26 protein-coding genes are annotated in these 25,576 nt (G+C 65.8%); 9 read left to right on the plus strand and 17 right to left on the minus strand.

Annotated features, from left to right (window positions below; all coding sequences use genetic code 11):
• The first annotated feature begins 63 nt into the window (after positions 1-63).
• From CSC94_RS06425 to CSC94_RS06445, 5 genes are all read left to right on the plus strand, one after another.
• Positions 64-321: a hypothetical protein gene (locus CSC94_RS06425; RefSeq protein ID WP_099304985.1), complete on the plus strand. Its 258-nt coding sequence runs from the start codon at positions 64-66 to the stop codon at positions 319-321.
• 50 nt (positions 322-371) lie between these two features.
• Positions 372-1,121 carry a hypothetical protein gene (locus CSC94_RS06430; RefSeq protein WP_099304987.1) on the plus strand — a complete coding sequence of 250 codons (750 nt, stop codon included), beginning with the start codon at positions 372-374 and terminating at the stop codon, positions 1,119-1,121.
• A gap of 106 nt (positions 1,122-1,227) precedes the next feature.
• On the plus strand, positions 1,228-2,079 hold the full coding sequence (gene ygfZ, locus CSC94_RS06435; RefSeq protein WP_099304989.1) for a CAF17-like 4Fe-4S cluster assembly/insertion protein YgfZ: 852 nt from the start codon (positions 1,228-1,230) through the stop codon (positions 2,077-2,079).
• Positions 2,072-2,689, plus strand: a complete 618-nt coding sequence (locus CSC94_RS06440) for an HD domain-containing protein (RefSeq protein WP_099304991.1) — start codon at positions 2,072-2,074, stop codon at positions 2,687-2,689. The genes ygfZ and CSC94_RS06440 overlap by 8 nt, the downstream gene beginning before the upstream one ends.
• Before the next feature lie 19 nt (positions 2,690-2,708).
• Positions 2,709-3,242, plus strand: coding sequence for a tyrosine phosphatase family protein (locus CSC94_RS06445; protein ID WP_099304993.1), 534 nt, complete (start codon positions 2,709-2,711; stop codon positions 3,240-3,242).
• A 565-nt stretch (positions 3,243-3,807) separates the two neighbouring features.
• Here the strand turns inward: CSC94_RS06445 and CSC94_RS06450 are convergent.
• The gene (locus tag CSC94_RS06450) at positions 3,808-5,268 is read right to left on the minus strand and encodes a RimK family protein (RefSeq protein ID WP_099304995.1); all 1,461 of its coding nucleotides are present in this window, start codon (positions 5,266-5,268) and stop codon (positions 3,808-3,810) included.
• Entirely contained in the window at positions 5,265-6,368 is a 1,104-nt protein-coding gene (locus CSC94_RS06455) for a GNAT family N-acetyltransferase/peptidase C39 family protein (protein WP_099304997.1), read from the minus strand. The genes CSC94_RS06450 and CSC94_RS06455 overlap by 4 nt, the downstream gene beginning before the upstream one ends.
• Positions 6,369-6,582: 214 nt before the next feature.
• On the opposite strand from CSC94_RS06455, the gene CSC94_RS06460 reads away from it, so the two are divergent.
• Together CSC94_RS06460 and CSC94_RS06465 are read left to right on the plus strand one after the other, a co-directional pair.
• Positions 6,583-7,449 carry a mechanosensitive ion channel family protein gene (locus CSC94_RS06460; RefSeq protein ID WP_099304999.1) on the plus strand — a complete coding sequence of 289 codons (867 nt, stop codon included), beginning with the start codon at positions 6,583-6,585 and terminating at the stop codon, positions 7,447-7,449.
• 110 nt (positions 7,450-7,559) lie between these two features.
• Positions 7,560-8,798 carry an MFS transporter gene (locus CSC94_RS06465; protein ID WP_099305001.1) on the plus strand — a complete coding sequence of 413 codons (1,239 nt, stop codon included), beginning with the start codon at positions 7,560-7,562 and terminating at the stop codon, positions 8,796-8,798.
• Here CSC94_RS06465 and CSC94_RS06470 read toward each other — a convergent pair.
• The 11 genes from CSC94_RS06470 to rpoZ form a co-directional block, all read right to left on the minus strand.
• Positions 8,767-12,060 (minus strand): DUF2339 domain-containing protein, encoded by a 3,294-nt coding sequence (locus tag CSC94_RS06470; protein WP_165784345.1) that lies wholly within the window; start codon positions 12,058-12,060, stop codon positions 8,767-8,769. The two genes, CSC94_RS06465 and CSC94_RS06470, sit on opposite strands and share 32 nt — an antisense overlap.
• Before the next feature lie 29 nt (positions 12,061-12,089).
• Positions 12,090-12,599: a PaaI family thioesterase gene (locus tag CSC94_RS06475; RefSeq protein ID WP_099305005.1), complete on the minus strand. Its 510-nt coding sequence runs from the start codon at positions 12,597-12,599 to the stop codon at positions 12,090-12,092.
• Entirely contained in the window at positions 12,596-13,345 is a 750-nt protein-coding gene (recO, locus tag CSC94_RS06480; RefSeq protein WP_099305007.1) for a DNA repair protein RecO, read from the minus strand. The genes CSC94_RS06475 and recO overlap by 4 nt, the downstream gene beginning before the upstream one ends.
• An 89-nt stretch (positions 13,346-13,434) precedes the next feature.
• Positions 13,435-14,364 (minus strand): GTPase Era, encoded by a 930-nt coding sequence (gene era, locus CSC94_RS06485; protein WP_099305009.1) that lies wholly within the window; start codon positions 14,362-14,364, stop codon positions 13,435-13,437.
• Entirely contained in the window at positions 14,361-15,071 is a 711-nt protein-coding gene (gene rnc, locus CSC94_RS06490) for a ribonuclease III (protein ID WP_099305011.1), read from the minus strand. The genes era and rnc overlap by 4 nt, the downstream gene beginning before the upstream one ends.
• 16 nt (positions 15,072-15,087) lie before the next feature.
• Positions 15,088-15,837, minus strand: a complete 750-nt coding sequence (gene lepB, locus CSC94_RS06495) for a signal peptidase I (protein WP_099305013.1) — start codon at positions 15,835-15,837, stop codon at positions 15,088-15,090.
• Between the two features lie 95 nt (positions 15,838-15,932).
• A complete protein-coding gene (acpS, locus tag CSC94_RS06500) occupies positions 15,933-16,343 on the minus strand; it encodes a holo-ACP synthase (protein ID WP_099305015.1) in 411 nt (136 codons plus the stop codon).
• Complete coding sequence (locus CSC94_RS06505) at positions 16,343-16,963, minus strand: DUF2062 domain-containing protein (protein WP_099305017.1); 621 nt, start codon at positions 16,961-16,963, stop codon at positions 16,343-16,345. The genes acpS and CSC94_RS06505 overlap by 1 nt, the downstream gene beginning before the upstream one ends.
• Positions 16,964-17,158: 195 nt before the next feature.
• The gene (pyrE, locus tag CSC94_RS06510) at positions 17,159-17,737 is read right to left on the minus strand and encodes an orotate phosphoribosyltransferase (RefSeq protein ID WP_099305286.1); all 579 of its coding nucleotides are present in this window, start codon (positions 17,735-17,737) and stop codon (positions 17,159-17,161) included.
• 54 nt (positions 17,738-17,791) lie between these two features.
• Positions 17,792-20,008, minus strand: coding sequence for a RelA/SpoT family protein (locus CSC94_RS06515; RefSeq protein WP_099305019.1), 2,217 nt, complete (start codon positions 20,006-20,008; stop codon positions 17,792-17,794).
• A gap of 118 nt (positions 20,009-20,126) precedes the next feature.
• Positions 20,127-20,531, minus strand: a complete 405-nt coding sequence (rpoZ, locus tag CSC94_RS06520; RefSeq protein WP_099305021.1) for a DNA-directed RNA polymerase subunit omega — start codon at positions 20,529-20,531, stop codon at positions 20,127-20,129.
• A 268-nt stretch (positions 20,532-20,799) separates the two neighbouring features.
• Here rpoZ and CSC94_RS06525 point away from each other — a divergent pair, with 268 nt between their 5' ends.
• The gene (locus CSC94_RS06525) at positions 20,800-21,393 is read left to right on the plus strand and encodes a LabA-like NYN domain-containing protein (RefSeq protein WP_099305023.1); all 594 of its coding nucleotides are present in this window, start codon (positions 20,800-20,802) and stop codon (positions 21,391-21,393) included.
• Between the two features lies 1 nt (position 21,394).
• The gene (locus CSC94_RS06530; protein WP_099305025.1) at positions 21,395-22,054 is read left to right on the plus strand and encodes a uracil-DNA glycosylase; all 660 of its coding nucleotides are present in this window, start codon (positions 21,395-21,397) and stop codon (positions 22,052-22,054) included.
• 109 nt (positions 22,055-22,163) lie between these two features.
• Here CSC94_RS06530 and CSC94_RS06535 read toward each other — a convergent pair whose 3' ends face one another.
• The 4 genes from CSC94_RS06535 to dapA all read right to left on the minus strand — a co-directional run bounded on the left by CSC94_RS06535 (position 22,164) and on the right by dapA (position 25,421).
• Complete coding sequence (locus tag CSC94_RS06535) at positions 22,164-23,450, minus strand: NAD(P)/FAD-dependent oxidoreductase (protein WP_099305288.1); 1,287 nt, start codon at positions 23,448-23,450, stop codon at positions 22,164-22,166.
• A gap of 115 nt (positions 23,451-23,565) precedes the next feature.
• Positions 23,566-23,907 carry a rhodanese-like domain-containing protein gene (locus tag CSC94_RS06540; RefSeq protein WP_099305027.1) on the minus strand — a complete coding sequence of 114 codons (342 nt, stop codon included), beginning with the start codon at positions 23,905-23,907 and terminating at the stop codon, positions 23,566-23,568.
• A gap of 132 nt (positions 23,908-24,039) precedes the next feature.
• On the minus strand, positions 24,040-24,513 hold the full coding sequence (gene smpB / locus CSC94_RS06545; RefSeq protein ID WP_099305030.1) for an SsrA-binding protein SmpB: 474 nt from the start codon (positions 24,511-24,513) through the stop codon (positions 24,040-24,042).
• A gap of 26 nt (positions 24,514-24,539) precedes the next feature.
• A complete protein-coding gene (gene dapA / locus CSC94_RS06550) occupies positions 24,540-25,421 on the minus strand; it encodes a 4-hydroxy-tetrahydrodipicolinate synthase (protein WP_099305032.1) in 882 nt (293 codons plus the stop codon).
• Positions 25,422-25,576 lie beyond the last annotated feature (155 nt).

The raw sequence follows: 25,576 nt of genomic DNA on the forward strand, positions 1-25,576 counted from the left end.
GGCCGGCCCTGCTACAAGTGTTAACCGAGGCTTAAACGGCCAGGTTCATTCCGGGACACCACCATGCAGCATTCCGCCAACGACATCGATGCCATGATCCTCGAGGAGAAGCGTATCTCGGCGACCGAATGCCATGACGAGGCATGGGCGGCCGGTCTCCTGGCCGGGATCGAGCCGGAGATCATCGCCGAAACCGCCGTCGTGATCGCGCTGGAAGAACTGCACCGCGACTCCGGCGAAGAGGCGGTCCTCGCCCTGCTGGAGCGGATGCGCGAGCAGGCGCTCAACGGGTCTTTCGATCCCAATCTCAGCCGCCATTGACGCCAGCGGTTTTGTATCGTTACCTCCCCCGGTAGCGGGAGATCCTGTGAATGCTGCCGATATCGAGACCTGCACGATTCCTGTCACTCGTCCTGTCCGCCGCCGTTCTGGCATGGGCAGCCACGCCCGCGTGGAGCCTGAGCGAAATCAAGAAGGAAGAGCAGAGCCAGGAGGGTAGCGGCAAGAGCGAACAGGCCGTGCCGCCGCCGGTGGTCATCGAGCCGGTTCCGCTGCCCAGCGAACTGCCGACGCTTTCCAACGAGCCGCAACCGGACGGACAGCCTGCCGAAGGCACGCCCGACAAGGACGGCGGACAGGCCAACGACATCCCGTTGCCGGAAATCCTGCGCGATGTCAGCGCCCTGCCCGAGCCGGTCCGGCGGATGCGCGAACTCATCATCGAGGCGGCCAAGACCGGCGACGTCGAGAAGCTGCGGCCGCTGCTGGGCACCGGCGACGGCATGACGACGCTGTCGTTCGGTGGCGTCGACGGCGATCCGATCGAGTTCCTGCGCGGGGCTTCGGGCGACGGACAGGGCGAGGAAATCCTCGCGATCCTGGAAGAAGTGCTCGAGGCCGGGTTCGTGCGCAGCGATGCCGGCACGGCGCAGGAAATGTATGTCTGGCCCTATTTCTACGCCATGCCGCTGGACAAGCTGACGCCGCCGCAGAAGGTGGAACTGTTCAAGCTGATCACGGCCGGCGACTTCGAGGACATGCAGAATTTCGGCGCCTACATCTTCTACCGGGTCGGCATCACGCCGGAGGGCCGCTGGACGTTCTTCGTCGCCGGCGACTGAGCCCGCGGCCTTGCCGGCCCGGCAGGCGTTCCATACATGGTGACACGGCAGCGCACCGCCCCGCCTGCCGATTGCCCTGCCGTCCGTCCCTTGCCGGAGTTTGACCATGCCCGCCGTGTCCCTTCCCCATCGTTCGCTCGTCTCGGTTGGCGGGGCGGAAGCGGAGCACTTCCTGAACAATCTCGTCACGACGGAGCTCGCGGCGCTGGATGCCGGCACGCTCAAGCCCGGCGCACTGCTGACCCCCCAGGGAAAGATCCTGTTCGATTTCCTGATTTCCCGGGATGGCGCCGGCGGGTTCCGGCTCGATTGCCTGGCGGCATCGGCGGGCGATCTCGCCCGGCGCCTGACGCTCTACAAGCTGCGGGCCAAGGTGGAGATTTCCGTGCAGGACGAGGCCGCTGCGACGGTTTCCTGGGACGACGATTCATCTCCCGAAGGCGGCCTGCGCGACAGCCGGTTTCCCGGCATCCCGGTCTGGCGGCGCTATGGCGGCCCCGAAGGCCAGGACCCGTTGAGCGCATGGACGGCGCTGCGGATTGCCGAGGGCGTCGCGGAAGCCGGCATCGACTACGCCGAGGGTGACGCCTTTCCGCACGACGCGGGCTTCGACCAGAACGGCGGCGTATCCTTCCGCAAGGGCTGCTTCGTCGGCCAGGAGGTGGTGTCGCGGATGCAGCATCGCGGCACGGCACGGCGGCGTCTGCTCGTCGTTTCCGCCGACGCCCCCCTGCCCGCTTCCGGCACGGAGATCGAAGCCGGCGGCAAGCCGGTGGGCACGCTCGGTTCGGTCGACGGCAGCTCCGGCCTTGCCATGGCACGGATCGACCGGGTGAAGGCCGCCATGGACGCCGGAACGCCGATCACGGCTGGCGATGCCATGCTCACGCTTGCACTGCCGCCCCATGTCGCCTACCGCTTCCCCGCGACGAACGAGGATACGCAAGCGGATGGCTGACAGGACGGACGCGCCGCCACGGGCGTGGCAGCGCATGTTGTCGGGGCGCAGGCTGGACCTGCTCGACCCGTCGCCCATGGACGTGGAAATCGCCGACATCGCGCACGGCCTGGCGCGCGTGGCGCGCTGGAACGGCCAGACGGCCGGCGACCACGCCTTTTCGGTCGCCCAGCATTCCCTCATCGTGGAAGAGATCTTCACCGCCATGAAACCGGGCGCCACTCCGGACCAGAGGCAGGCCGCCCTCCTGCACGACGCACCGGAATACGTGATCGGCGACATGATCTCGCCGTTCAAGGCGGTGATGGGCGGCGGCTACAAGGTGGTGGAGGAGCGGCTCCAGGCGGCCATCCACCTTCGCTTCGGCCTGCCTGCGCATATCCCGAAGGCCCTCAAGGCCGCCATCAAGCGCGCCGATATCGTTTCGGCCTATTTCGAGGCGACGGCACTTGCGGGCTTTTCCGAGACGGAAGCGGTGAAGTATTTCGGGCGGCCGCGCGGATTTTTTGCCGCACAGTTCGAACTCGACCCGAAGCCCGCCCATGTCGTACAAGGGGAATTCATCGCGCGTTTCGAGACGATCGAGGCAGCGCGCAACGAGAGACGGTGACATCCAGGGGAGGACAGCCATGCCGCATATCGTCGTCACGTCGCTGGCGCGGCTGCAGGACACGGTCGCCGAGCACGATGCCAGCCATATCGTCACGCTGATCAACGAGGGCACGCCGGTCACGCGGCCCGACTCGGTGCCGGCGGAGCGCCATCTCTTCCTGGCCATGCATGACATCGACATGATGATGGATGGCATGACGCCGCCCGGTGAGCAGCACGTGCAGGACCTGCTTGCCTTCGTGCGCACGTGGGACCGCTCCCGGCCGCTGGTCGTCCACTGCTTTGCCGGGATCTCGCGGTCCACGGCCGGCGCCTTCATCACCGCCTGCGCGCTGAACCCGGACCTCGACGAGATGGCGATCGCCCGCCACATCCGCGCGAACTCGACCACGGCGACGCCGAACCGCCTGCTCGTACGCACAGCCGACCGCCTGCTGCAGCGCAACGGACGGATGACTGCCGCCATCGAGGCCATTGGCCTGGGCGACATGGCCTACCAGGGCCAGACGTTCGTCCTGCCCCTCGACATGGACGCCCTGGCAGAAGGCTGATGCGCCGGATCATGTCCGCCAGGCATTGAACCGCTGCGACGCCCTGTCTTGCCCCTCCGTACTCGCGGAACTCGCGGAGGCGAAAAGGGTGTCCACTCCCGCTGGAATTGCCCTATCCTGGTTCTCCGCTACTGAAGGCTGCCAATCCGTTGCCCACTTTCGCTGGAATCGAATTTCCCTGACGCAATCCCGGACGCGAAACCGGTGCCCACTTTCGCTGGAATTGTTTTTCCTGCCGCTATTCCGGACGCGAAACCGGTGCCCACTTTCGCTGGAATCGAATCTCCCTGACGCAATCCCGGACGCGAAACCGGTGCCCACTTTCGCTGGAATCGAATCTCCCGGACGCAATCCCGGACGCGAAACCGGTGCCCACTTTCGCTGGAATCGAATCTCCCTGACGCAATCCCGGACGCGAAACCGGTGCCCACTTTCGCTGGAATCGAATCTCCCGGACGCAATCCCGGACGCGAAACCGGTGCCCACTTTCGCTGGAATCGAATCTCCCTGACGCAATCCCGGACGCGAAACCGGTGCCCACTTTCGCTGGAATTGCTTGAACCCCTCAGCGGCCCTGACGCTCGAGACGGTCGATGAACCACTGCGTCAGCTTGATCCAGACGGATTCCTTTTCCGCCGAATCCTCCACGCCGTGTTCCAGGTTCGGGTTGTCGTTGACCTCGATGACGACGACGCCGTCGGGCGTTTCCTTCAGGTCGACACCGTAGAGGCCGTCGCCGATGCAACGGGCCGCGCGCACGGCGATGTCGATGACCTCGGGCGGGGCTTCCGCCAGGGAGAAGGACCGGAAGCCGCCTTCCTGCGGGCGCCCGCCGGTCTCGTGGTTGACGATCTGCCAGTGCTTCTTGGCCATCAGGTACTGGACGACGAACAGCGGCTGGCCACCCAGGACCCCGACCCGCCAGTCGAAGTCCGTCGGCAGATACTTCTGCGCGATGATGAGGTCGGAATCCTCCAGCCACCTGGTCGCCAGCGTCTTCAGTTCCTCGCTGTTGGCCACCTTCTTGACGCCACGCGAGAAGGCGCTGTCGGGAATCTTCAGCACCATCGGGAATTCCAGCTCGGCCGCCGCCGTTTCAAGATCGCCGGTGCCGGCGATGATGACCGTTGGCGGCACGGGCACCCCGTTCACGCCCATCAGTTCGTGCAGGTAGACCTTGTTGGTGCAGCGGATCATCGACAGCGGGTCGTCGATGACCGGCATGTTCTCCTGCTGGGCGCGGCGGGCGAACCGGTAGGTATGGTTGGAGATGGACGTGGTCTCGCGGATGAAAAGCGCGTCGTAGTTGGCGAGCGTGGCGAGATCCTTCTTCGTGATCGGCTCCACTTCGACGCCCATGCGCGCGGCGATGCGCGCCCAGTGCTTCAGGGTCGAGACCGAGGACGGCGGCAGTTCCTCCTTCGGATCGATCAGCGTGGCGAAGGAATAGCGCGCCGGCGTGCGGGATTTCCGGTCGCGCCATTCACGCGCGGTGTAGGCCTCCAGAGCGGCGAGGAAGCGCGCCTTTTCCCCGGTATCGAGACGCGAGACCGGGAAGAAGCCGATGCGCCGGATGCGGATCCACTCACCCGGCTCGACCACGACTTCCAGGGAGGGTGCGCGGAACCAGTCGAACAGCAGGCGGCCGAAGCGTTCCCAGCCCTTGGCCGGACCGATGCCGAAGAAAAACCGGATCTTCGTCGTCTCGAGCGGTTCGAACGCCTTGCGCGATGCGTTCAGCGCCTGCTCGAGATCCGGCAGCGCGTTCTCGTAGAGCTTGGGTTCGGACAGGTCGATCATCGTCTCAACCGACGGGATGACCCGGTGGCCGCGCGACGATGCCAGCAGCGAGGCATAGTAGCCGCGGCTCTGGTAGGCGTAGGACGACGACAGGTTGATCACCTTCGGGCGCTGACCGCGAAACAGGTTCGGGTGCGTGAGGTAGTCGCGGATGGTGATGACCTTGTGTGGCGTCTGCGCCTGGTCGATGTCATTCGACCTGCCGGTCAGGATGACCCAAGTCATGCCCGTTTTCCTCCCAGTATGATGGCGGCGCGCAGCGGCGGCCGGCCGAATTGTGCCATGGCCATGAAGACGGCGTGCGGAATGGGGATGTTGGCCGCATCGGCAACCGTTTCGCCGGCCTCGTCCTCCACCCATGGGTCGTGGACGAAAATATGGCTGCCGTCATCGCCGATGGCCAGCACCCAGTGCGGAACCTTCTTGCCGAACATCATGAAGCCGGACACGAGCACGGCGACGAGCTTTCCCTGCGCCAGCGCGGCGCGAATATCATCCAGCGTGAAGGCGCGCACCGACACGGGAATGCCCAACTCCACCGCGCGCTGGCGGAAATCGGCCTGGGCGAGATCCATCACCCGGCGCTTTTCTTCCGACCGGACCGACTGCAGGAAGAGCGGTCCCTCCTCCGACACGATCACCGCCGGGTCCAGCCCGTGCAGCGCCGCGGTGACCGCCATGCCGTGGGGTTCGCAGCCGCCGGGGCCGGAGAGCATGAAGACGGTCGTCGCCTCCCGCCAGAGGCGGATCTCCATCAACGGCGAGGGCTGAAAGCCCTGGTGGTAATGCGCCTTGGCCATCATCAGGCAGCAGGGGCCGCAGGTGAAATCGGCCGTCTGCTCGTAGTAGGGAACCGGCGTCGGATGTGCCCTGGCGCCGCGCAGCAGCTTTTCATAGCGCAGCGCATTGGTGTGGTCGGCGTAGTAATCCAGGTAGCGGCCGATGCGGCGGTAGCCGCGGCGCTCGTAGAGGCCGATGGCGTGGGCGTTATCCTCACGCACCTCCAGGCGCAGTACCATGCGGCCGTGTTCGTAGGCGGCGTCCTCGGCGGCCTGGAGCAGTTCGGCGCCCAGCCCCCTGCCGGACGCCTCCGGCAGCACGGCGATGGAATAGAGCCGCGCGACCGCCGTTCCCTTGCGGAACAGGACCATGGCGTAGCCGTCAATCCGGCCACCGGTTTCGGCAACGATGGTTTCGGCGGTGTCGCGCTCGATCAACTGGCGAAAGGAGCGCCTCGATATGCGATCGGCGTCGAACACACGGGTCTCGAGCGCGACCAGCTGGTCGATATCGGCGAGGGTCGCCCGGCGCAGGGCTGTTGTCATGGATGCCACAAGGGGTACAACGCTTTGGGGGGTACAAGGCCTGTTGGACCGGCATGCTGCGGCCGGACGCCTGCGTGCGGCCTTCATCCGCGCAAGCAGCAAAAACGCGATAGCGCCTGCATTGCGGCTGAATTGTGACAGCCGCGGAACTGTCCGGCACGCGGCGCGTTATCGTACCGATTTACTATGTTCGGGCATCTACAAGGAGCGATTCATGCAGTTTTCAGCCGACAGCACGGTGGCAGCCGTGCAAGGCGCCATGACCAGTCTTTCCGCCCTGGTCGTGCAGTATGCATTCTCGGTGATCGGCGCGGTGCTGATCCTCATTATCGGTTTCGTCATTGCCGGCATGCTGGAACGCTGGTCCTATCGCGGGCTGGGCTCCTGGAACGGCTTCGACGAAACGCTGCGGAAATTCCTGTCCAAGATCGTGCGCTACGGCGTGCTGGCGCTGGTCTTCGTGACCGTGCTTTCGCAATTCGGCGTGCAGACCGCCTCGATCATCGCCGCGCTTGGCGCTGCCGGCCTCGCCATCGGCCTGGCCCTGCAGGGAACGCTGCAGAACGTCGCGGCCGGAATCATGCTTCTGGTGCTGCGGCCGTTCAAGGTGGGCGAGTTCATCGAAGCCGGAGGCACGAGCGGAACGGTGCAGGAAATCGGCCTGTTTGCCACCGAGTTCAAGACGCTGGACGGGCTGTTCCTGCTGGCCCCGAACTCGGAGCTCTGGAGCCAGGCGGTGAAGAATTACTCACGCAATCCGACCCGGCGTAACGACCTGGTGATCGGCATTGCCTACGACGACGACATCGGCAAGGCGATGGAGATCTATCGCGACCTGATGGCCGGGGACACCCGCGTGCTGAAGGATCCCGAACCCTATATCTACGTGTCGAACCTCGGCGACAGCGCGGTGGAGGTGACCTGCCGCTACTGGACCGCGACCGCCGACTGGTGGACCACCAGCCGCGACATGACGCGCAAGGCGAAGGAACGGTTCGATGCCGCGGGCCTCTCCATTCCCTTCCCGCAACGCGATGTCCACCTGTACCAGACCGAACCGCAGGCGGCCGCGGCGGAATAAAGCCCAGTGCGACGGATCAATTTCGCTGATCCGAACACTGACAGCTTTTCAATTGACCTTGCCCACGTCATCGGGAATTCTCCGGCGCTCAAAGCCGGAGACCATGACCGATGACCGTTCGCAGCGCGCCGACAGGTGCAACCCGCTCCTTTCCCTACGTGCTGGTGGCCAGCGGCTGCTTGATCGCGCTGCTGACCTTCGGACCGCGGTCGGCCATGGGGTTCTTCCTGCTGCCGATGCTGGAGGATCGCGGTTTCGACCGGACGACCTTCGGTCTCGCGATGGCGATCCAGAACATCTTCTGGGGCCTGGGGACGCCGGTGTTCGGTGCGATTGCCGACAAGTTCGGAACCTGGCGCGTCCTGGCCCTGTCCGGGATCATCTATGCCGCCGGGCTGGTGCTGATGTCGGTGGCCACGACGCCGGCCCTGCTGCACCTGAGCGGCGGCGTGCTGATCGGCCTCGGCATCGCGTCGGGGTCCTTCGGCATCGTGCTGGCAGCCTTCGCCCGCAACGTGCCGGCGGAGCATCGCAGCCTGGTGTTCGGCATGGGCACGGCGGCCGGTTCGGCCGGCATGTTCGTCTTCGCGCCGCTGTCACAGGGCATGATCCAGGCGCTCGGCTGGTCTGACGCGCTGATCTGGATGGGTGCGCTGATGCTCGTGGTGCCGGTGCTCGCCATTCCGCTGACGGGCAATGCGCGGACATCGCCGATCGGCCAGGCGGAAGCCGAGCAGACGGTGCGCGAAGCGCTGGCGGAAGCCTTCGCTCACAAGAGCTACCTGCTGCTGGTGGCCGGGTTCTTCGTCTGCGGTTTCCAGGTGGCGTTCATCACCGCGCATTTTCCGGCCTATCTCAATGACATCGGCATCGAGGCCCGCTATGCCGTGATCGCCATGGCGCTGATCGGCCTGTTCAACATCGTCGGGTCGCTGGCCTCGGGCATGATCGTGCAGCGGCACTCCAAGCCGCATTTCCTGTCCGGCCTCTACCTGATGCGTTCGGCGCTGGTGACCGCCTTCCTGATCCTGCCGCACAGCCCGACGATGGTCGTCGTCTTCGCCATCCTGATGGGGCTCTTGTGGCTGTCCACCGTGCCGCCCACCAATGCGCTGGTCGCGATTTTCTTCGGCACCCGGCACCTCGGCATGCTGGGCGGCATCGTGTTCCTGTCGCACCAGGTCGGTTCGTTCCTGGGCGTCTGGCTCGGCGGCTACCTGCGCGATGCCACTGGCTCCTACGACATCGTCTGGTGGCTCGGCGTGGCGCTCGGCATTTTCGCCGCCGTCGTGCACTGGCCGATCAGCGAGGCGCCCGTCAGCCGCCCTGCCCTTCAGCCGGCGGAGTGACGGCCTTCATCCGGCCGAGGACGCGCTGGTAGAACAGGCCGATGCCGATGAGGGAGGCGCCCAGACCCATGAAGGACGCCGCGCGCAGCACGCCCTCCAGTTCGGCCATGTCGAAGAGGAAGACCTTCAGGACGGTCAGCACCACCAGGACGCCGGAGGCCGCGCGCAGCACCTGGCGGTCAAGGCGCAGGCCGGCAACGAGCAGGCCGAGACCGACGACCAGCCAGGCAGCCGAATAGGTGTAGGTCTCGCCGTCGCTGGTCGCCTTCCAGTCGCCGAGGTAAGGCCCCTGCCAGAGATGGCGGATTTCCAGGTTGAGCCAGGCGAAGAGGAGAAGTGCCGAAATGGCGCCCATGGACTGTACGAAGGGCGCCGGGCGACGATCGGCCGACTGGCGCGCGACTGACGCGGCCAGGATGCCGGGCAGCAGGAAGCCATAGGCCAGCCAGTTGACCAGCGGCCAGGTGCCGACCCAGTCATTGCCGAAATAGGGATTGGCGACGAAGAGATTGATCGTGAAGGCGAAGGCGGCAGCGGCCGCGCCGAGCGCCAGCGAGGCCCACTCCAGTCCTCGCGAAGGCCTGACCTCCCGCGGCGCCAGGCCGAAGGCCAGGGACAGGAGCAGCCAGGCAACCGGGTAGGTGTAAAGCTCGCCGATCCGCGTGGGGTTCTCCCATGCAAGGGACGGGCCTTGCCAGACATGACGGATCTCGAGATTGAGCCAGGCGAACAGAAGCAGGCCGGCCACGCCGGCGATCAGTTGCACATAGGGCAGCGGGCGGCGGCCGATGGCCTGCCAGGCGACGATTGCCGCCATGAGGCCCGGCAGCAGGTAGGCCGGCATCAGCAGGTTCACCAGCGGCCAGGTGCCGACGGTCTCGCCGGTCCAGACCGGGTTGAGCCAGACGAGATGGCGCAGCGCGGCGAGCACCACCCCGGCGCCACCGAGCAGCATGGAGCCATAGCGCAGCACGGGGCTCGGCGCATTGGCGTCCAGCCGCACGACGGCGAAGGATGCGCCGAAGGCCAGCAGGGTATAGAGCGACTGCTCGCCAAGCGTGACCGGACCGCCAAAGGTGACGACACCATCGTTCATGCCGTGGCGGATGAGCATGGCGGCCCCGGCCATGGCGGCGGTCAGGGCGAAGGCTTCCATGAGGTTCCTGGGCGTGGTCGCGCCCATGCGCCGGAGGCTGCGGGCGGACAGGGCGAAGGCGATCGCCGGGAGGAAATAGCCGGGCGTCAGCCAGTTGAGCACGGGCGTCGTGGAAAGCGCCTGCGGGTCGGCGACGGTCGGATCGACGGCGAACCGGACCAGCACCACGGCGGCGCCGAGCGCCGCGATCCAGCCGAAGACGGGATGGCCGTCGCGTGCCGATGCGAGCACCAGAGCCAGGGCGATCGCGGCGAGAAGGATGCCGGTCCAGGCCGCCGTGGCGAGCAGATGAACGGCCAGGCCAAGCGGCAGGGATGCCGCGACAAAAAGAACGGCGGAGGCGGAATAGAGTGGCCGGTCGGCCTCTTCCCGGCCCCAGACAACCCAGGCCCCGGCCGCGATGAGCGCCGCGATTGCCAGCGCGGCCGGTCCGTAGGCGTAGTCCTCGTCCCAGCGCGCGTAACTGGCCACGGCCAGGACCAGCGCAACCAGGGACGGCAGGACGCCGGAGAATGCCCAGAGCATGGCGGTCATGCGCGCCTGCGCCAGGCGCCAGGCCATCAGCACGCACGCGGCAAGGAAGGGTACCGCAAGGGCGAACGCATAGACGAGGTAAGCCGTTTCGTCCGGTGCGGGCCCGCTTGCCAGCAGCCGGTCCCCGCCCTCGCCCAGGGCATTGGTCACGACACCGACGGCATCGACCTGGTCGAGCATCCAGCCTGCCAGGACGCCCGAAACCAGCAGGGCGCCGGCCGGCGCGCCATGAATGCCGCCAGGACGCCAGAGCGCCATGAAAAGCAGCAGCAAGGCCGTGATCCCGGCTGCATGGCGCACGGATGCATCGGTGAGGCCCATGCTTCCGAGCGCGTAGAGCGCGGCCAGAAGGGTGAGCAGCGCGGCGGCGAAGACCGGGACGCCGACGCGGCCGGCAATCGCGACGGCCAGGCTTTCGGGTTCATCCCGGGCGGCGAGCCAGACGGCGGCCACGGCGCCCACCATGGCCGCAAGGGCGATCAGGCTGGCCCATGGGACCGGGGCAGCGGAAAACCGGGCATCGAGCACCAGCCAGAACGCCGTGCCGGCGAGGCCGAGAACCAGAACCCAACCGGCCTCCTTCAACCGGGACAGGGCGGCTGCGGCGACGAGAACGACCGCGAAAAAGCCGAACAGGGGATAGGGACGCGGCTCGGTGGCGACGACCAGCAAGGGCGTGGCGAACGAGCCGACGAGACCGAGACCGGCCAGGGCGGTGCCATGCGGAATGGCCAGCGCGATGGCGACCAGCGAGACAAGCCCCATGGTGACGAAGCCGACGGATGACGGAACCCAGCCGTAGACGGCATGCGCCGCGTAGGCGACGCCGAAAAGGATGAGCACCCCGGCGGCCGTGAGAATGGCGGGGGTCTGGGCGAGACGATCCGCTTCCGGGCCAAGACGGTCCTGGCGGCGGCGCACGATCTCGCCGCCGGCCATGGCAAGCAGGCCGGCCAGCGCCGCGACCGCCATGCGGATGCGCGGGCCGAACAGGCCGGCCTCGATCGAATAGCGCACCAGGAACAGGCCGCCGAGTGCGAAAGCCAGGCCGCCGACCCAGATGGCCCAGCGGCTGCCAATGGTCTCCTCCAGCGAGCGTGCGGGCAGTTCGGCTTGCGGTCCGGCCCGCGCAGCCGCCGGCACGGGTTCGTCGACCGGCGCCCGGGGAGGCAATGGCGGCGGCAGGTCCGGGCCGGCAGGGCGGTCTCCGGCATCCGCTGCGACGGTGTCATCCGGACTGTTGGCAGCTGCGGGCGCAAGCAAGGGCGGAGACGCCTCGGAAGCCTTGTCGGCCGGCGGTGTCACCGTCGCTTCGGTCGATGATGGCGCTGCCTCGGCCGCAGCGGTTGCGGCCCCGTCCGCGGGTGGCTTTTGCGCTGCCCCGGTCTGCCCTTCCAGCGCCTTGAGACGCAGGTTCGCCACGGAGAGGATGTTTTCGGCCGTCTCGAGCCGCGCTTCCTGATCGGCCAGGCGCTGCTTCAATGCGTTCAGGTGGCGGCGCAAGAGCCAGGCCAGAAAGCCGATGACGGCGAGACCGGCGATCAGGTTGGAAAAGTCGAGATAGAGATACAAGCCCGTGGTCTTTCGATCGGAAACCAGGCTCAGCCCGGCATGCGCAGGATGGAGCAGGTTTCAGTGCCGAAGGCGAGCGTCCTTCCGTCAGGTCCTTTCAGCGTGGCTTCGGAAACGGCCAGGTTGCGGCCGCGATGGACCACCCTTCCCTCGCAGGCCAGTTCGCCCATGCCCGGCAGGACCGGGCGAACGAGATTGACCTTGAACTCGACCGTCGTGGATGCCTCGCCGGCCGCACAGGTGGTGTGTACGGCGCAGGCGAGCGCCGAATCCATGATCGTGGCAGCCCAGCCGCCATGCACCGTTCCCATCGGGTTCAGATGCGCTTCGGTCGGCCAGCCGGTGAAAACGACCCGCCCCTCTTCTGCTTCGGTCAGCGCGAAGTTCAGCGCGCCGCCGATGGAGGGCGGCGGATAGGTGCCGTCGATGATGCGTCGCATCAGGTCGAGCCCGGTAAACCGCGAGACGTCGGCCATCGGGATGGTGCCGAACTCTCCGCTCCGGCGGGCCTGTTCCAGCCGTTCACGCCACTCGCTCATGCCGCGTTCCCCTCCCCGGATTCGAAATGGCGCCGCAGCGCCTGGGCCAGGCCGGCGCGTTCCTGTGGCTCGCGCATGCCGCGCGGCTCCCAGACATGGCGGTTGAAGAAATAGGCCGTCAGGGCGAGCGCCCTTCGGACCCCCTCGCCATCGGCACGCTGGCCGGAACCGCGCAGCAGGAAGCCGGGCAGCGCCAGCAGCTTGTCAGCCCAGGGTTCGCCCGCCTCGCGGCTGACCGCCCGGCCCGACTTCGGCGATACCCACGCCAGCCCTTCCGTGGCTCCCGTGGCCGCGCAGCGGCCGAGATCGAGGCCGAAGCCGAGCTCGTCGAGGACCATCAGTTCGAAGCGGATGAACAGTTCGCCCGCCCCCTGCGGCTCGTCGAGGTGCTCCAGCAGGATGCCGAGCGTCTCGTAGAGGCGGGGATGCGGGTCGCGCTCGGGCAACAGCCGCAGGTGTGCGGCACAGGCCTGCAGGCCGAAGACACCGGTGGCGCTGCCGAACAGGCGGGCGGCATGATGCTCCATCGGTTCGGCCTGGAACGTGCCCATATGCTCGTCGAGGCGCGCGCGCCAGGTCAGGTCCACCCGGTTGCCGGGCTGGAGAACCGGCTGCATGGTCCGCGACCGGCCGCCGCGCACCAGGCCGAGATGGCGGCCGTGGCCAAGCGTCATCGCCTCCAGGATGACGCTCGTTTCGCCATGCCTGCGCGTTCCAAGGATGATGCCTTCGTCCCGCCATTCCATCGGGCGACGATCCTCCGGTCAGGCCGCAAAGTCCATAACCAAAGTGCTAATTTTCATCGATCAAGGCGCCCTGCCGGCCCGCCCGCGTGTCAGCCGGGGAAATCGAGGCCCATTTCGCGATAGCGTTCCGGGTCGTCACCCCAGTTCTCGCGCACCTTGACGAACAGGAACAGGTGGACCGGCTGCTCGAGGATCTCGGCCAGTTCCTCGCGGGCCGCCTGGCCGATGGCCTTGATCGTCTCGCCCTTGCGGCCAAGGATGATCTTCTTCTGGCTGTCGCGCTCGACGTAGATGACCTGGTCGATCCGTACCGAGCCGTTCTTCTGTTCCTGCCAGCGCTCTGTCTCCACGTGGGACGAATAGGGCAGCTCCTGATGCAGGCGCAGGTAAAGCTTCTCGCGCGTGATCTCGGCGGCGAGCTGGCGCATGGGCAGGTCGGAGATCTGGTCTTCCGGGTAGTACCAGGGACCGGGCGCGGCCCTGCCGGCGAGCCAGGCCATCAGGTCGTCGCAGCCCGAGCCGTTGAGCGCGGAGATCATGAAGGTGGCGTCGAAGTCCACCGATTCGTTGGCGGCGGCGGCCAGGGCCAGCAGGCTGTCGCGCTTGACCGTGTCGATCTTGTTGAGAACCAGCGCCTTGGGCTGGCGCACCTGCTTCAGGCTTTCAAGGATGACGGCGGCGTCGCCCTTCAGGCCGCGTTCGGCATCGACGAGAAAGCAGACGATGTCAGCATCGCGGGCGCCCGACCAGGCGGTCGTCACCATGGCGCGGTCGAGGCGGCGGCGCGGCTTGAAGATGCCGGGCGTATCGACGAAGACCAGCTGGCTGCGGTCCTTGATGGCGACGCCGCGGATCAGGGCGCGCGTGGTCTGCACCTTGTGGGTGACGATGGAGACCTTGGCGCCGACGAGGCGGTTCAGCAAGGTGGACTTGCCGGCATTGGGCGCGCCGATCAGCGCGACGAAGGCCGAGCGGGTGTCCGGTGCCGCGGCTTCAGGCTGTTGCGTCTCGGGGCTCATTCGCCCTCCTTCCATTCGCCTTCGCGAACCAGCAGCCGCGTGGCGGCTTCCTGCTCGGCGGCCCGCTTCGACCGTCCCGTGCCCTGCTCCGGCGGCCGCTTGCCGACGGTCACGGATACGGCAAACAAGGGATCATGATCCGGTCCCTCGCGGCTGTCCACCACGTAGACCGGAACGAGGCCGCCCTGGCGGTGGGCCCATTCCTGCAGCGCCGTCTTGGGATCGCGCCGCCCGGCGCCGGCGGCCCTGGCGCGGCCGGCCCAGTGTTTCAGGATGAACGGGCGCGCGGCATCGAGGCCGCCGTCGAGGTAGATGGTCGCGATGACCGATTCCATCACGTCGGCCCGGAGGTTCAGCCGCTTGCGGCCGGCCAGCGACTTGATCTCGGCGCCGGTGATGATGAAATCATGCAGACCGATTTCCTCGGCGATGTCGGCGCAGGTTTCAGCGCTGACAAGCTGGTTCAGCCGGACCGAGAGTTCGCCCTCGTTGGCATGGGGGAACTCGCCGAACAGCAATTCCGCCACCACGAGGCCGAGCACGCGATCGCCGAGGAACTCGAGGCGTTCATAGTCGGCACCGCCGGACTTGCGCGCACTGGCATGGGTGACCGCCCGTTCCAGCCGCGCCGGATCGGAGAAGTCGTGCCCCGTCAGCCGGCCGATCTCGGCCGCCAGCGTCGCACCGGTCCGTCTTGCGCGGCTCAAGTCAGGCTCCCCGCGATCAATGGATCGTGGTGAACAGGCGACCGGTGCGCAGATCCGCCGGCCAACGCCAGAACTCCAGCGGGCTGGCACCGCCAGCCATGGAGAAGAAGATCACCGTCGCCTTGCCGACGAGGTTCTCGTAAGGTACGAAGCCGACGCTGAGACGGCTGTCGTTGGAATTGTCGCGGTTGTCGCCCATCATGAAGTAATGGCCGGGCGGCACGATGAACTCGCGGGTCGTGTCCGAAACGCCGTTGGGCGTGATGTCGAGTGTGTCGTAGCTGACGCCGTTGGGCAGGGTCTCGCGGTAGACGTCGACCGGGCGGTCGAGTTCGGTGATGTCGGGATTGTCGATCTGGCCGACCTTCTCCCGCTTGACCGCTTCGCCGTTGATGTAGAGCACGCCGTCCTTCATCTGCACGTGATCGCCCGGCAGGCCGATCAGCCGCTTGATGTAGTCCAGCGACGGATTGGGCGGGAACTTGAAGACCACGACGTCGCCGCGCTCCGGCTGTCCGCCCCAGATGCGCCCTTCGAAAAGGTCGGGCGAGAACGGGAAGGAGTGACGCGAATAGCCGTAGGACCACTTGTTGACGAAGAGGTAGTCGCCCTCCAGCAACGTCGGACGCATCGAGCCCGAGGGAATGGAGAACGGCTGGAACAGCAGCGAGCGGATGATCACCGCCAGGATCAGCGCCTGGACGATTACGCTGACGATCTCAAGAAGACCGCCTGACTTCTTCTGGGTTCTTTCGGCCACGCTCATACTTCCCTGTTTGGCTTCGGCGTCTCTCATAACCGCTCGTGCTTCGGGCCGCAACGGCGGGAATGCCCCGCGCCGGCTGCGTCACTTGCGCCCGGTCAGGTCTCCCCGGTTTCGGGTAGCGCCTCGATGATGACGAATGCCTGGGCGAGCGGAAAATCGTCCGTGATCGTCAGGTGGATGACCGGCCGGTGGCCCGGTGGCGTCATGGCCTCAAGGCGCGCCAGGGCGCCGTTGGTGAGGTGCATGGTCGGCTTGCCGCCAGGCAGGTTGACGACCCCCATGTCGCGCCAGAACACGCCGTTCGACAGGCCCGTTCCGAGGGCCTTGGAACAGGCCTCCTTGGCCGCGAAGCGCTTGGCATAGGAGGCAGCGCGTTCCTTGCGCCGGTCCGACTTGGCCTTTTCGACATCGGTGAAGATGCGATCGGTGAAGCGGCTGCCGAAGCGCTCCAGCGACCGCTCGACGCGCCGGATGTCGATCAGGTCGGATCCCAGGCCGATGATCATCAGCCGAGCGCCGCGTTGTTCGGCGTGGGGGATTTTTCCTTGGCATGGCGCGCGGCCAGCTTCGCGGCGCGCTTGCGGGCACGCTCGGCCAGGCGCTTGCGGCGCTGTTCGCGAAAGGTGGCGACCGCCCAGCGGGTCAGGAAGTAGAAGCCGGCGGCAAAGGCAAGCCCGAGCGGAACGGCACCGACGACCATGGGCTTGAGAACCGGCTGCCAGAGCTGGGAGAACTCCAGGTCGCCGAACAGCTTCACCAGGTTGATGTGCTTGTGGACGTTATCGAACCCGCCATCGCTGATGGCCTGGCCGAGCTTGTAGGTGGCGGCCCAGATGAAGGGAAAGGTCAGCGGGTTGCCGACGGCCGTGCCGAGGGCGGATGCCAGGAGGTTGCCGGCGATCAGCCAGGCCAGCGCGGCGGCGATGACGAAATGGAAGCCGATGAAGGGGGTGAAGGAGGCGAAGACGCCTGCGGCCACGCCGGCGGCAATGGCATGGGGCGTCGCCGACAGGCGCAGCACGCGCTTGGCGAAATACTGCGCCGACCTCAGGAACGAACGGCGCGGCCAGAAGAACGTCCGCAGACGTTCGGAAAAATCCGCCTTCTTTCGTCGCCTGAACAGCATTCCATCCCATTCCCTGGCGAATCCTCGCCGATCCCGACCGGACCTTAGGGTGCCGACCGTTAAGCCTTTCTTCCCGCCTGTCGCATTGACCGCCCGCTCAGCCCCTGCCCCTTGTCTATAAGCGGGCAGGAACAAGAGCGGCAAGGAAAAAGCCGCCCTGCGACCCCTTTTCGCCGCTGGCGGCCGGTGGAAGCACTACAGGGTCCGGCTACCCGGCTTTACGGGCGGAATTGCGGCAAGCTCGGGGGGAAGCCTGTCGGCCGGATAGGCCGGCACTTCATATTCGGCCAGCGCAACGAGCGGAACGCCGACATCGCACTTGCCCGCGGAGCGGTCGATGATGCAGGCCGCTGCCACCACCTCGGCGCCGATCTTGCGCAACGCGTCGATGGTCTCGCGGATGGAAAGACCGGTCGTGACGATATCCTCGACGATGACCACCCGCGCGCCCTGCTCCATCTCGAAGCGGCGCAGGCGGAATTCGCCGTTCTCGCGCTCGACCCAGACCGCCGGCACACCGAGATGGCGCGACGTCTCGTAGGCGGGGATGAGCCCGCCGATCGCCGGGCCGACGACGTAGTCGATGCGGCCGGGGACCTCGGCGCGAATGCGTTCGGCCAGCGCCTTGCACAGCGTCTCGGTCTTGTCGGCATGCATGAAGACGCGGGCCTTCTGGAGGAAGACGGGGCTGCGAAGGCCGGAGGTGAGAATGAAATGGCCTTCCAGCACTGCGCCGGCCTCGCGGAAGATGGCAAGCACGTCTTCGGTCGTCATGGTCATGGCTGCTGTTCCTTCAGACTGTTTCCCGCGACCGCCGTGCGGCTCGCCTCACCCGTGTACCCGTCTCGCCTGGCCGACGCTGGCGGTCTCGTTCAAGCGCGCGATCAGGCGCGTCAGGTGCTTGAGATCCCACACCTCCAGATCGATGACCATCTCCGTGAAGTCCGGCGCCGTTTCCACCATGGTCAGCTTGTGGATGTTGGCATCCGCTTCGGCGATGACCGTGGCAATCTCGGCCAGCGACCCCGGCGCGTTGATTGCATTGACCGAAATGCGGGCGGGAAAGCGTTCACCGGACGCCTCGTCGATGTCCCAGCGAATGTCGATCCAGCGGTCGGGCTGGTCGTCAAAGGCGGTCAGCGCGGGCGACTGGATGGGATAGATGGTGATGCCGGACCCGGGCGTCATGATGCCGACGATGCGGTCGCCCGGCACTGCGCCTTCGGGCGCGAAGTTGACCGGCAGATCGCCGCGCACGCCGCGGATCGGCAGGGCGTTGCGCGGATTGGCATCGGCATCCTTCTGGCCGGGAATCCGGAAGACCATGCCCGACGCGTTGCGCAGGTTGAACCAGCCGGATCCCTTTTCCGGCTTGGTCGGCGTGACCCGCTCGTCCTTGTAGTCGGGAAACACGGCGCGCATGACATCGCCGGACGGCGTCTCGCCGCGGCCGACAGCCGCAAGCGCGTCGTCGATCTCCTTGTGGCCGAGACGGTGGAGGACCGGTTTCAGCGCCTCGCGCGAGAAGGTCTTGCCGGCACGTTCGAAGGCGCGTTCCAGGATGCGCACGCCAAGGCCGGAATACTGCTTGCGGATGGCCGCGCGCGTGGCGCGGCGGATGGCGGCGCGCGCCTTTCCCGTGACGACGACCGATTCCCAGGCAGCGGGCGGCACCTGCGCCTTGGACCGGACGATCTCGACCTCGTCGCCGTTCTTGAGCTCGGTGATCAGCGGCATGATGCGGCCGTTGATCTTGGCACCGACGCAGGTGTCGCCGACCTCGGTATGAACCGCATAGGCGAAATCGATCGGAGTGGCGCCGCGCGGCAGGGCGATCAGCGCCCCCTTCGGCGTGAAGCAGAACACCTGGTCATGGAAGAGTTCCAGCTTGGTGTTCTCGAGGAATTCCTCCGGGTTGTCGCCTTCCGACAACTGCTCGATCGTGCGCCTCAGCCATGCATAGGCGTTGGTATCCTTCGAGATCGCGTGGCCATCGGTCAGCGCCACGGTGCCCTTGTCCTTGTAGATGGCGTGGGCCGCGACGCCGTATTCGGCGATGGCATTCATGCCGCGGGTGCGGATCTGCAGTTCCACGCGCTGGCGCGACGGACCGACGATCGTGGTGTGGATCGACCGGTAGTCGTTGCTCTTCGGCGTCGAGATGTAGTCCTTGAACCGTCCCGGCACCATGGACCAGGTGGTGTGGATGGCGCCGAGCGCACGGTAGCAATCGTCCACCGACTCGACGACGACGCGGAAGCCGAAGATGTCGGAGAGCTGCTCGAAGGAGAGCGCCTTGGATTCCATCTTGCGGAAGATGGACCACGGCTTCTTCTGGCGGCTTTTCACGGTGGCCTTGACGCCCGCGGTCTCGAACAGGGACGACAGTTGCTGCTCGATCTCTCCGATGACGCCGGCATTGCGGCTCATCAGGCCTTCGAGCCGCTCGGTGACCATGCGCCAGGCTTCGGGATTGATGTGGCGGAACGACAGTTCCTCCAGTTCCTCGCGCATGTCCTGCATGCCCATGCGCCCGGCCAGCGGCGCATAGATATCCATCGTTTCCTCGGAGATGCGGCGGCGCTTGTCCTCGCGCATGTGATCGAGCGTGCGCATGTTGTGGAGGCGGTCGGCCAGCTTGACGAGCAGCACGCGCACGTCGTCGGAAATGGCCAGAAGAAGCTTGCGCAGGTTTTCCGCCTGCTCTGCCTTCTTCGACACCATGTCGAGCTTCTTGAGCTTGGTCAGCCCTTCGACCAGCTTGCCGATATTCTCGCCGAAGAGCTCATCGATCTCCTTGCGGGTCGCATCCGTGTCCTCGATCGTGTCATGCAGCAGCGCCACCGCGATGGTCGATTCATCGAGGTTCATCTCCGTCAGGATGGCGGCGACTTCGAGCGGATGGGAAAAATAGGGATCGCCGGATGCACGCTTCTGGTGGCCATGCTTCTGCATGGCGTAGACGTAGGCCTTGTTGAGCAGGGCTTCATTGACCTCGGGCTTGTAGCGCTGGACGCGTTCCACAAGCTCGTACTGGCGCATCATGGGCTTACCGGATCCCCGTCACTTCACAGACAAAACATGCGCCGCACCGGTTTCGGCACAGCGCATGACTTCAATAGACCGATTGGCGGGCGCGCGGAAGGCCGCGCGGCCGGCCCGATCAGAAATCGTCGCTTTTCTCCGGGGCGACGAGGCCTTCAATGCCGGCGAGAAGATCTTCTTCCGACATGCGGTCGAAGGTCACCGGTTCGTCCGGGGTATCGGCCATCTCTGTCTCGACCGGCGAATCGGCGGCCTTTTCGAGCGTCGCAGGGGCCTCTGCCTCCGGCTCGTCGACCTCGACATGCTTCTGCAGCGAATGGATCAGGTCCTCGCGCAGGTCACCCGGCGACAGCATCTCGTCGGCAATTTCGCGCAGCGCGACGACCGGGTTCTTGTCGTTGTCGCGATCGACGGTGATCCCGGCGCCCTGCGAGATCTGGCGGGCGCGATGGCTGGCGAGCAGCACGAGGTCGAACCGGTTGGAAACCTTGTCGATGCAATCTTCAACGGTAACGCGGGCCATAAACTGCCTCTCTCTTCAATCCGGGTCTATGCGGGAAGGACAAAGCGGCTCCTTACAAAAAAGCCGGTCGCAACGCAAGGGCGCTGAACTACACTATTTCGGGGGAAAATCGGGAAAGAATAAGGCAAAAAAGCGATTTTCCTTGGCATGGCCGGGAACTCCGGCTAGGTCCAAAAGGCACGCAAGCCCCCCGTGCACAGAAAATGCGATGCATGCCCCCGGTCGATCGAACACCGGGAGCAGGCGTTCCCACAACGAGGTGACAGATATGTTCGATCCCCGTGAAAAAATCGCGCTCTTCATCGATGGTGCGAATCTCTACGCGACGTCAAAGTCGCTCGGGTTCGATATCGACTACCGCAAGTTGTTATCACACTTCCAGTCAAAAGGCTATCTGCTTCGCGCGTATTATTACACCGCGCTGGTCGAGGACCAGGAATATTCATCGATCCGCCCGCTGATCGACTGGCTCGACTACAACGGCTACAAGGTCGTCACAAAGCCGGCCAAGGAATTCACGGACTCGTCGGGACGCCGCAAGATCAAGGGCAACATGGACATCGAACTGACGATCGATGCCCTTGAACTGTCCGACACGGTCGACCACTACGTGATCTTTTCCGGCGACGGCGATTTCCGCGTCCTCGTCGATGCGCTGCAGCGCAAGGGCCGCAAGGTGTCGGTCATCTCGACCATGGCCTCGCAGCCCCCGATGATTTCCGACGACCTGCGCCGCCAGGCGGACCATTTCGTGGACCTGGTGTCGCTCAAGGCGGACGTCGGGCGCGATCCCTCGGAACGCCCTGCCCCGCGACGTGCCGTCGCCCAGGATGACGACGACTACGAAGACGACGACTACTGACATGACCCAGCTTCCGGCGTGCGGCGCCGACCCGTCGCGGGATTGCGCATTGTGCCCGCGCCTGCACGATTTCATTGCCGGCTGGCGGGAGCGCGAGCCCGGCTGGTACAATGCGCCGGTCCGGACGTTTGCCGATCCGCGCGGCGATGCCCATGTGCGCCTGCTGATCGTCGGCCTGGCGCCGGGCCTGCGCGGCGCCAACAGGACCGGGCGGCCGTTCACCGGCGACTATGCCGGCGACCTGCTCTACGCGACGCTCAAGGATTTCGGTTTCGCCCGCGGGACCTTCGAGGCTCGCCCGGACGACAGCCTGACGCTGACCGGAGCGGCGATCACCAACGCGGTGCGCTGCGTGCCGCCGGAGAACAAGCCGGTGGGCGCGGAGATCAACACCTGCCGACAGTTCCTGACCGCGACGATCGGGCGCTTCGAGCAGCTGCAGGCCATCGTCACGCTCGGCAAGATCGCCCACGATTCCACCGTCAGGGCGCTCGGCGGGCGCGTGGCGGCGCATCCCTTCGGCCATGGCGCGCGGACGCAGATCGGCAGCACGGCCATCTTCTCCAGCTATCACTGCTCGCGTTACAACACGAACACCGGCCGCCTGACCGAAGGCATGTTCCGCGCGGTTTTCAGCGATGTCGCCGATTTCGTCGGCTGAACCCGCGGAAACGCTTTTCACTCCACACCATCCGGCCGTCCGTGCATGACAAAGCCGGGCACGATGGTGCCCGGCTTTGCTGCGGTCGACGGTGACGTCCCTGCCGGCGTCAGTCGTCCATCCGCACTTCCTTGAGCTTGTCGATGCCCAGCGCCTTCAGCGCCAGCTTCTCGTAGAACGGCTCGGACGTCCCGGACCGGATCTTGTGCAGGAAATATTTCTCGAAACCGATCTTGGCGGCGTGGACCCACTTGCCCTGCGACGACCAGTTGACATTGCGCGGCGGCAGCTGCGGCTGGGCAACGAAGGCGATGCCACTGTCGCCGAAGTCGGCGAGGCAGACCGCGTTCCACGTGCCGCGGGCATCCGGCTTGCCGCCCTTGATGAGGTTGCCGATGTTGTGCGCAGTGGCCGTGACCATGGATTCGATCATGAAACCGGTCTTCGGTACGCCGACGGGAACCGGGGTCGGCCCCATGGGCGGAATGGCGACGCAGACGCCGATGGAGAAGACATTCTTGAAGGTCGGGTTCTGCTGATGTTCGTCCACGAGGATGAAGCCGCGCGGATTGGTCAACCCCTCGATGCCCTTGACCGCATCGACGCCGCGGAAGGCCGGCAGCATCATGGTGAAGCCGAAGGGCATGGCCTGCTCCTTCTTCACCTGGCCGTCCTCGCCCACTTCCTCGATGTGGATCGTGCCGTCCTCGACCTTCTTCACCTTGGCGTTGGTGATCCACTTGATGTGCTTTTCGCGCATCGCCGATTCCAGCAGGCCCTTGGTGTCGCCGACGCCATCCAGGCCGAGGTGGCCGATGTAGGGCTCGGAGGTGACGAAGGTCATGGGAACCTTGTCACGGATCTTGGCACGGCGCAGCGCCGTTTCCAGGATGAACAGGAACTCGTAGGCCGGGCCGAAACAGGATGCCCCCTGCACCGCGCCGACGACGACGGGCTGCGGGTTCTTCTTCAGCCGCTCCACGGCCTCGGCCGCCTGAGCGGCATGGTCGACGTGGCAGACCGACTGGGTGAAGTTCTGCGGACCGAAACCCTCGATCTCGTCGAAGGCCAGTTCCGGGCCGGTGGCAATGATCAGGTAGTCGTAGTCCAGCGAGCGGCCATCTTCCAGCTCGATGCGGTTCTCGGCCGGATGAACCCGCTTGGCGCCACCGGGTTCGAGCGCGATGCCACGCCGGCCAAAGGCCTTGACGAGATCGACCTCGATCTCCTCGGGCTTGCGCCAGCCGACCGCCACCCACGGATTGGAAGGCACGAAGGAGTACTTGTCTCCCCTGTTGACCACCGTCAGCTTGTCATTCGGCCCGAGCTGATCCTTCATCTCGTAGGCCATGATGGTGCCGCCAAGGCCGGCTCCGAGTACGACCACATGCGCCATCGCTTCCTCCTTCGTCAAAGCTTGCACGTCTTCCGTGATGCCGCGACGCCGTGCTTCAGCCGCAGCTTATTCATGCGCACCGAGGCCCGTTCCGCCTTGATGCGCGTCAATCGGTTCAGACCAGCCTGCCGCCCTGCAGGCGCCATCCCGTGACGCCGGGGCGATAGTGCACGGCGTCCTCGCGCCCGGCCTGATGCAGGGCCCGCAAGGCCATGCCGGAGCGGGCGCCGGTGGCGCAGTAGAGAATGACCGGCTTGCCGGCAGGGATGCGCGCCGGGTCGAAAGCCGAAAGAGGCACGTTGATGGCGCCCGGAATGGCACCCGAATGGAATTCGCGCACTTCGCGAACGTCGACCAGCGTGTGGGTCTTTGCCTTCAACGCAGCAAGGAAATCATCGTGGGCGATGGCGTTGTCGGACGCGCCGGACGTGAGGCGCTTCATCAAACCGGACAGCATGTTCAGGGTCTCCGAAAAATCTCGAAACCTCTATACATGAATAAATGATGATATGGAAGTGCTTTTGACACGGCTTCGCCATAGGTCGAAGGTCCGGCGTCGCGCGCCGGGTTCCCTCACCTCGTGAAGAGATCAGCCGTGGCTCTTGAGCAGACGCGCCTTTTCGCGATTCCAGTCGCGTTTCTTCTCGGTCTCGCGCTTGTCGTGGGTCTTCTTGCCCTTGGCAATGCCAAGCAGAAGCTTGGCCAGGCCGCGCTCGTTGAAATAGAGCTTCAACGGGACGAGGGTCATGCCTTCGCGGTCGGTTTCCTTGGCCAGCCGCGCCATCTCCCGCTTCGACAGGAGCAGCTTGCGCAAGCGCCGCGGCTCATGATTGAAGCGGTTGGCCTGGGTGTATTCCGGGATGTAGGAGTTGATGAGCCAGAACTCGCCGTTTTCCATGGAGGCATAACTCTCCTGGATATTGGCGGTTCCCAGGCGCAACGACTTGACTTCGGTGCCGGTCAGCACGAGACCGGCCTCGATGGTGTCCTCGATCGCGTAGGAAAACCGTGCCTTGCGGTTCTCGGCAATCACCTTGCCGTTTGTTGCCTTGACCTTTGCCATTCCGGTTAAATGCGTTCGCCAGCCCGTCAGTTCAACAGGCCGAGGTCGCGCATGGCCTTGTCCATGGCCGTCGCGCCGGCTTGCGAGACCGGCATCATGGGCAGGCGCAGGGTGTTCTCCATGCGGCCAAGCCGCGAGAGGCCGTACTTGGCGCCGGCCACACCGGCTTCCGTGAAGATGGCCTTGTGCAAGGCCATAAGCCGGTCCTGCATGTCCAGCGCCTTGTCCCATTCGCCGGCCAGCGTTGCTGCCTGGAACTCGGCGCAGAGCCGCGGTGCGACATTGGCCGAAACCGAGATGCAGCCGACACCGCCATGGGCATTGAAGCCGAGCGCCGTGCCATCCTCGCCGGACAACTGGACGAAGTCCTTGCCGCAGGCGAGGCGCTGCTCGGTGACCCGTTCGATCTTGCCCGTGGCATCCTTCACGCCGGCGATGTTCTTGAAGTCATGCGCCAGGCGGCCCATCGTTTCCGGCGTCATGTCGATGACCGAGCGCGGCGGGATGTTGTAGATGATGATCGGCAGCGACGTGGCACGGGCAACGGCGGCGAAGTGCTCGTAGAGCCCCTGCTGGCCGGGCTTGTTGTAATAGGGCGTGACGACCAGCACAGCGGACGCGCCGACTTCCTCGGCATGCTCGACGAGGCCGATCGCCTCACGCGTGTTGTTGGAGCCGGCCCCGGCAATCACCGGCACGCGGCCGGCGGCGGTCTGGACACAGAGCTCGACCACGCGGCGGTGCTCGTCATGGCTCAGCGTCGGGCTTTCACCGGTGGTGCCGACGGGCACCAATCCGTTGGAGCCTTCCGCGATCTGCCATTCCACCAGGTCGACGAAGGCTTTCTCGTCCACGGCGCCACTGGCAGTGAAGGGCGTGACGAGGGCCGGGAACGAGCCTTTGAACATGGTGGGTGACTCCAGGAAATCAGTCTTGGTTGAACCTCCCCCCGCCGGACAATTCCGGCCGGGTCGGCAGGCGCGGCACCATAGTCTTGCCATGCGCGTGCGGCAAGAGCGGTTTCGTGGCGTTGTGTGACCTTTCCGGAAACCCGGGCAACCAA

Origin of the sequence: Zhengella mangrovi, from assembly GCF_002727065.1 — a bacterium.
GTDB lineage: Bacteria > Pseudomonadota > Alphaproteobacteria > Rhizobiales > Rhizobiaceae > Zhengella > Zhengella mangrovi.